This window comes from Acidimicrobiia bacterium (genome assembly GCA_036271555.1).
Classification (GTDB): domain Bacteria; phylum Actinomycetota; class Acidimicrobiia; order IMCC26256; family PALSA-610; genus DATBAK01.
Genome location: DATBAK010000064.1, coordinates 1 through 6,839, shown reverse-complemented (window position 1 = coordinate 6,839; position 6,839 = coordinate 1). Strand labels below are relative to the sequence as shown.

The window sequence follows — 6,839 nt, the reverse complement described above, 5'->3', positions numbered from 1 at the left end:
GTTCGGCCACGACTTCATGCTCGTGACCGCGCCGAACCGCTACGGCCTGCCCGACTTCTACGCGCTGCACGCGTGGCTCTGGAAGACCAACCCGAGCGGGCAGTTCGACCCCTGGAACCCCGACGTGAAGTGCCCCTGATCGACCTCCGCGAGCGCACGGCGGCCGTGACCGAACGTTGGTCACGGCCGCCGTCGTCGTCGCTGCATTACGTTGCGCGCCCGTGACCGACGACGACCGCGGCGATTGGGGTCCGCTGCTCGACGACCTCGAGGCGCGCCGGCTCGCCGCGCGTGCGATGGGCGGACCCGAGAGGATCGAGCGACAACACGGGCTCGGAAAGCTCACCGCTCGCGAGCGCGTGGAAGGACTGTTCGACCCGGGCACGTTCGTCGAGCTCGGCGCGCTCGTCGGCACCAGCCCGCGCGCGGGCATCGACACGATCCCGGCCGACGGGTTCGTCGCGGGCATGGGCCGCGTCGACGGCCGTCCGGTGCTCGCCGGCTGCGAGGACTTCACCGTGCTCGGCGGCTCGATCGGCGCGGCCGCGACCGACAAGCGCGTGCGCATGTGCCAGCTCGCGGAGCAGGAACGCATCCCGCTCGTCTTCATGCTCGACGGTGCAGGCCATCGACTCACGAACAAGGGCTCCGGTCGCAAGCCCAACGACCTCCAGACGCTCGCCGCGCTCTCGGGACTCGTGCCGATGGTGACGCTCGTGCTCGGGCCGGCCGCGGGACACAGCGCGCTGTGCGGACCGCTCGCCGACTTCAGCGTGATGACCGCGCGCGCGTCGATGTTCACCGCGGGTCCGCCGCTCGTGAAGGCCGCGACCGGCGAAGAGGTCACGAAGGAGGAGCTCGGCGGGCCGCAGATCCACGTCGACCTCACAGGCGTCGCGCACAACGTCGTCGACGACGACGCGGCTGCGCTCGCGTTGTGCCGCCGCTACCTCTCGTACTTCCCGTCGAACGCGTGGACTGCGCCCCCGAGCACCGAAGCGACCGACGGCTTCCGCCGACTCGACGATCTCCTCACGCTGATCCCCGCCGAGGACCGCAAGCCCTACTCGATGCGCGCGGTGATCGACCGCGTCGTCGACCGCGACAGCGCGCTCGAGATCCAGCCGAAGTTCGGACGTTCGATCGTGACGACGCTGGCGCGTTTGAACGGACGCGCGGTCGCGATCGTCGCCAACGACCCCGGTGTGCGCGCCGGCGCGATCGACACCGCCGCCGCCGAGAAGGCCGCGCACTTCCTCGACGTCGCCGACTCCTTCCACCTCCCCGTCGTGTTCCTCGCCGACAACCCCGGCGTGCTCGCGGGCACGAAGGCCGAGCGCGAGGGCGCGCTGCGCGCCGCGGCGCGGATGTTCGCCGCGCAGCACCGGCTGACCGTGCCGAAGCTGCACGTCACGCTGCGCAAGGCGTTCGGCTTCGGCAGCTCGGTGATGGCGATGAATCCCTACGACGACCAGACGATCCTCTACGCGTTCCCCGGAGTGACCCTCGGCGCGATGCCGGCCGACTCCGGCGGACGCTCGGCGAAGCTCGACGACGCAACGCAGGCCGAGGTGACCGCGAGCCAGACCGGCGGCCCGTGGCCCCAGGCTCACGGCATGGGCTACGACGACGTCATCGACCCGCGCGATCTGCGCGACGCACTGCTGCGCGCGCTGCTGCTCCTCGAGTCGCGCGACGACCGGACCTACGCACCCGTGGCCCGCAAAGGGATTCTCCCGTAGCGTTCGACACATGTTGGACCTGCTGATCACGAACGGTGAGGTCGTCGACGGAACCGGTGCCGCGCGCCGGCGCGCCGATGTCGGAGTGCGCGACGGTCGCGTCGTCGCCATCGGCGAGGTCAGCGAACCTGCGACGCGCACGATCGACGCCGACGGTCGCGTGGTCGCGCCCGGCTTCGTCGACGTGCACACGCACTACGACGCGCAGGTGTTCTGGGATCCGACCCTCAGCCCGTCGCCGCTGCACGGCGTCACGACGGTCCTCGGCGGCAACTGCGGCTTCACGATCGCGCCGCTCGTGGCGCGCGAGGCCGACTATCTGATGAAGATGCTCGCCCGCGTCGAAGGCATGCCGCTCGACGCGCTCGCCGCGGGCGTGCCGTGGAACTGGTCGAGCACCGCCGAGTACTACGACCGCTTCGACAACACGCTCTCGGTGAACGCGGGCTTCCTCGTGGGGCACTGCGCGATCCGCCGCGTCGTGATGGGCGAACGCAGCGTCGGCGAGGCCGCGTCCGAAGACGACCTGCGCGCGATGACGCAACTGCTCGACGAGTCGCTGAACGCAGGCGGGCTCGGCTTCTCGTCGTCGTGGGCCGAGACGCACAACGACGGCGACGGTGAGCCCGTGCCGTCGCGACACGCGACCGCCGAGGAGCTCTACGCGCTGTGCCGCACGACCGGCGAGCACGAGGGCACGTCGCTCGAGTTCATCCCGACGACGCGCGAGTTCACCGATCACCACCTCGACGTGATGGCGCGCATGTCGGCGGCGGCGCAGCGGCCGCTCAACTGGAACCTGCTGACGGTGAGCGCGATGAACACCAAGTTCGTCGAGGATCGCCTCGCGGCCGGCAACGTCGCGCGCGACCTCGGCGCGAAGGTCGTCGCGCTCACGATTCCCGAGCCGCCGCGGCCGCGCATGTCGTTCCTGAGCGGGTTCGTGCTCGACGCGCTCGCGGGTTGGGCGAAGCCGATGTCGCTCGCCGCGGCCGAGAAGCTCGCCCTCCTCGCCGACCCCGTGCGCCGGCGCGAGCTCGACGAGCAGGCGCAGGGCACGCAGGGACTCATCCGCGCGATCGCGCGTTGGGAGCGCCACATCCTCGTCGAGACGTTCACGCCCGAGAACAAGAAGTACGAGGGCCGCGCGATCGGCGAGGTCGCGGCGGAACGCGGTCAGACGCCGTTCGACGCCCTCTGCGACATCGCGGTCGCCGACGATCTGCGCACGGTCTTCTCACCGCCCGAGTTCGGCAACGATCGCTCCGACTGGGAGGCGCGCGCGGCCGTGTGGCGCGACGGGCGCGCGGTGATCGGCGCGTCCGACGCCGGTGCGCACCTCGACCTCCTCGCGACCTTCAACTACACGACGACCACATTGGCGCGCGCCGTGCGCGAGCACGAGGTCGTGCCGCTCGAAGAGGCCGTGCAGCTGATGACCGACGTGCCGGCGCGCCTCTACGGTCTGCGCGATCGTGGTCGTATCGCCACGGGCGCGCATGCCGACATCGTGATCTTCGATCCCGCGACCGTCGCGCCCGGCCCCGTCTCCACGCGCGCCGACCTGCCGACGGGCGCGGCGCGCGTCTACGGCGAAGCCGAAGGAATCGACGCCGTCGTCGTGAACGGCGACGTGATCGTCGAGCGCGGCGAGTTCACGGACGCGCGTCCCGGCACGCTCCTGCGCTCCGGCCGCGACACGCAAACTCCCCCGCTCAACTAACTCCGGTCGGGCTCGCAAGCTCGCGCTCCCCGACGCCTCAGCGCCCGGCCGAGACCACGCCGCTCGCTCCGCTCGCGCACTCAGGCGGGAACCCGCGTCGCTGACTCCGGCCGAGGCCGCGCCGCTCGCACCGCTCGTGTGCTCAGGCGGGAACGTTCGCGGTCACGGGTCGGATCCGGTACGCACAGCGCACGTCGCCCGCGAGCAGGTGCGCGGTGCGCTCGACGGTGACGTCGGCACCGAGCGTGTCGCGAAACAGCTCGAGCTCCGAACGGCAAAACCCCGGGCACGCGGTCGCGGCGGTGCAGATCGGGCAGTGGTGCTCGACGAGGATCACGTCGTCGCCGGCGCGCTGCACGTCGGCCATGTAGCCCTCGAGCGTTCGCTGCGCGGCCAACGCGCGCACCCGCTCCTCCAACGGCGCGTCGCCCGCGGCCGGCACGGCCGCGCGGTACACCTCGAGCTGATGCTCGGCCCGGCTGTCGATCACGCGGTCGAGACCGTCCGGCCCGAGCGCGCCCTTGATCGCGTCGAGCAGCTCGACGGTGAGCTGACCGTGCCGATCGGCGAACAGCGCACCCGCCTGCGGCGTGACCTCCCACTCCAGCGGCGACCGGCCCCGTCCGGCGCGCGCCCGGGGCTGCGCTCGACGGGCGACGAGGCCCAGCGCGACCAGCGCGTCGATGTGCTGCCGTACCGCCGCCTCGGTGATCCCGAGGGCCTCGGCGATCTCCGACGCGGTCGCGCCGTCGGCGCGCTTGAGGTGCTCGAGCACCCGCTGCTTGGCGGTGCTCAGCGGTTCGGCCATCGCACCAGTGTACGTGACTTCCGCAAGTCCCAGCTTGACGAATGCCGACCGCGGGTCGATCATCGAACCCATGACGCTGGACACGACGACCACGCCGACGACCAGGGTGAGGGCCGGATCCGCGGAGACGCTCGGCAAGGAAGGCCGGCTCACCACGAAGGTCGGGTCGCTCCCGGTCGTCGTGTTCGCCCACGACGGGCGGGCCTTCGCGATCGAGGACCGCTGCCCGCACATGGGCTTCCCGCTCCACCAGGGGACGGTCGAAGCCGGGCTCGTCACGTGCCACTGGCACCACGCCCGTTTCGACCTCGAGTCGGGCTGCACGCTCGACCTCTGGGCCGACGATGCGAAGGGCTTCGACGTCGAGATCGACGGCGACGACGTCTTCGTGCACTCGCGTCCCGAGGGCGACGAGGTCGCGCGGTGGCAGCGCCGGCTGCGCGACGGGCTCGAGGAGAGCCTGTCGCTGGTGATCGCGAAATCGGTGCTCGCGCTCCTCGACCTCGGTGTGCCCGGGGCCGAGATCGTGCGCACGGGCCTCGACTTCGGCACCACGTACCGCGCCGCGGGTTGGAGCGCAGGCCTCACCGTGCTCGTCGCGATGGCGAACGTGCTCGACGAGCTCGCGCCGTCCGAGCAGGCCGCGGCGTTGATCCACGCGCTCGTCTTCGTCGCGCGCGACACGTCGATGCAACCGCCGCGCTTTCCCGTCGGCGCGCTCGCCACCGCCGCCGTGCCCGGCGATCGGCTGTCGCAGTGGTACCGGCGATTCGTCGACACACGTTCGAGCGACGCAGCCGAGCGCGTGCTCGCGACCGCGTTGAACGGCGAGCCCGATCTGCACGTCGTCGAGACGATGATGCTCGCCGCGGTCACCGACCATGTGTTCGTCGACGAAGGGCACACGCTCGACTTCACGAACAAGGCCTTCGAGGCGCTCGCGATGGTGGGCGGGTCGGCCGCGCCCCAGGTGCTGCCGACGCTCGTCGCACAGACCGCGAGCTCGTCGCGCAGCGAGGAGAGCGGCGAGTGGCGCCATCCGCACGATCTCGCCGCGCTCGCGCAGCGCGCGAACGCGCAACTCGACGACGCGCGGGCCGCGGGCGGCGCGCACCGCGGTGAGTTCGACGACGTCTCCGGGTTCGCGTGGCAGCTACTCGTCGACGATCCCGAGGCCGCCGTCGACGTGTTGCTGGACGCGATCCGCGCCGGCGCGACCGAGGAGCAGATCGGTCGCGGCATCGCGTATGCGGCCGCGCTCCGGATCACGCGCTTCCACGTGCAGAACGACTTCGGCGACTGGAACACGGTCCACCACTCGTTCACGACCGCGAACGCGCTGCACCACGCGCTCACGCGCTCGCCGTCACCCGAGCTGCTGCGCGGCGCCGTGCACAGCGTGCTGCGCGTCTATCTCGACCGGTTCCTCAACGTGCCCGCGGCGCGCCTGCCGGCGACCGAGCGCGGCGAACTCGGCGATCTCGCGCGCATCTGGGAGGTCCAGGGCGAGGTCGACACCGCCGGTGCGATCGTCTACGGCTACCTGCGGGGCGGCGGCGATCGCGCCGCGCTCGTGCAGACGCTCGGCGCCGCGCTGCTCGCCGAGGACGTCGGCTTCCACTGGTATCAGGTGTTCGAAGCCGCACTCCGCCAGTCCGCAGCGTGGCCGGCCGGCTCCGAAGAGGAGGCGCTGATCCTCGCGGGCTTCGCCCGCTTCCTCGCCGCGCACACGCCCACGCGACGCGAGCTGCCGACCGTCATCCGCATCGCCACCCGGCTCCGGAGAGGAGAGCGGCTCTTCGAGGAGGATTGACGTACCGTTTGGGCTTCGTGGGGTGCCGGGCCGGCCCCGATTTCCCGCCTCCCACGGCTTCGCGAAGTTCTCAGTTCTTCCTCACCGACTCTTCATCCCCTCAAGGGAGACTGAGCCCGAGCAAGGAGAGGAAATTGGAGACCGTCGACGACCGTGCGTCCGACCCCCACGAACCCGGGTCGACCGTCACCACCCTCGTGCCCTTGCCGGGCAGCGTGCTCGGCGCGGCGACCGTGGTCGCCGCGCAGGGCGCGCTGGCAGTCACCGGCGTCGTCGTCGCGCTGTTCGCGACGCATGCGACCCGCATCGCGTACCTCGGACGGGGCATCGGCGCGTGGCGCTTCGGCGCCGCGGTCTTGCTCGCGGGCTTCGCGATCGCCGCGCTCGCCGGCGCGATCGGGCTCGCCGAACGCCGGGGCTGGGCGCGACCGCTGTCGTTCGCGGTCGAAGCCGCGGTGATGTGCGGCTACCTCCTCACGTTCGTGTTCGACCCGCTGCGCGCGCTCGTGGGCATCGCGGTCGCGGTCGCCGTGCTCGCGGTCGTGCTCGGTCCGAGAGCCGACGAGGCCTTCGCGCCCGTCGAGAACGCCTGAGCCGAAAACCGGTTCGCCAGTATCCTCCGGGCTTCCCGCGCCCGTAGCTCAGCCGGACAGAGCATCGGACTTCTAATCCGACGGTCGGAGGTTCGAATCCTCCCGGGCGCACGACATCCGCGAAGCGACGTCGTCGCTCAGCCGGCGCACCCCGCGAGCT

5 protein-coding genes and 1 tRNA gene are annotated in these 6,839 nt (G+C 71.6%); 5 read left to right on the top strand and 1 reads right to left on the bottom strand.

The genetic code is table 11. The features are described from left to right. Nucleotides 1–221: 221 nt before the first annotated feature. Both VH914_15595 and VH914_15590 read left to right on the top strand, forming a co-directional pair. Entirely contained in the window at nucleotides 222–1,742 is a 1,521-nt protein-coding gene (locus tag VH914_15595) for a carboxyl transferase domain-containing protein (protein ID HEX4492631.1), read from the top strand. Between the two features lie 10 nt (nucleotides 1,743–1,752). Then, nucleotides 1,753–3,465 (top strand): amidohydrolase family protein, encoded by a 1,713-nt coding sequence (locus tag VH914_15590; protein ID HEX4492630.1) that lies wholly within the window; start codon nucleotides 1,753–1,755, stop codon nucleotides 3,463–3,465. Between the two features lie 142 nt (nucleotides 3,466–3,607). On the opposite strand, the gene VH914_15585 is transcribed toward VH914_15590, so the two are convergent. Continuing rightward, nucleotides 3,608–4,273: a metalloregulator ArsR/SmtB family transcription factor gene (locus VH914_15585; protein HEX4492629.1), complete on the bottom strand. Its 666-nt coding sequence runs from the start codon at nucleotides 4,271–4,273 to the stop codon at nucleotides 3,608–3,610. A 70-nt stretch (nucleotides 4,274–4,343) separates the two neighbouring features. Here VH914_15585 and VH914_15580 point away from each other — a divergent pair, with 70 nt between their 5' ends. The 3 genes from VH914_15580 to VH914_15570 all read left to right on the top strand — a co-directional run bounded on the left by VH914_15580 (nucleotide 4,344) and on the right by VH914_15570 (nucleotide 6,790). Further along, nucleotides 4,344–6,086, top strand: a complete 1,743-nt coding sequence (locus VH914_15580) for a Rieske 2Fe-2S domain-containing protein (protein ID HEX4492628.1) — start codon at nucleotides 4,344–4,346, stop codon at nucleotides 6,084–6,086. Nucleotides 6,087–6,220: 134 nt separating this feature from the next. Continuing rightward, nucleotides 6,221–6,679 (top strand): hypothetical protein, encoded by a 459-nt coding sequence (locus VH914_15575; GenBank protein ID HEX4492627.1) that lies wholly within the window; start codon nucleotides 6,221–6,223, stop codon nucleotides 6,677–6,679. Nucleotides 6,680–6,716: 37 nt separating this feature from the next. Then, nucleotides 6,717–6,790, top strand: a tRNA-Arg gene (locus VH914_15570). The last annotated feature ends 49 nt before the right edge of the window (nucleotides 6,791–6,839 follow it).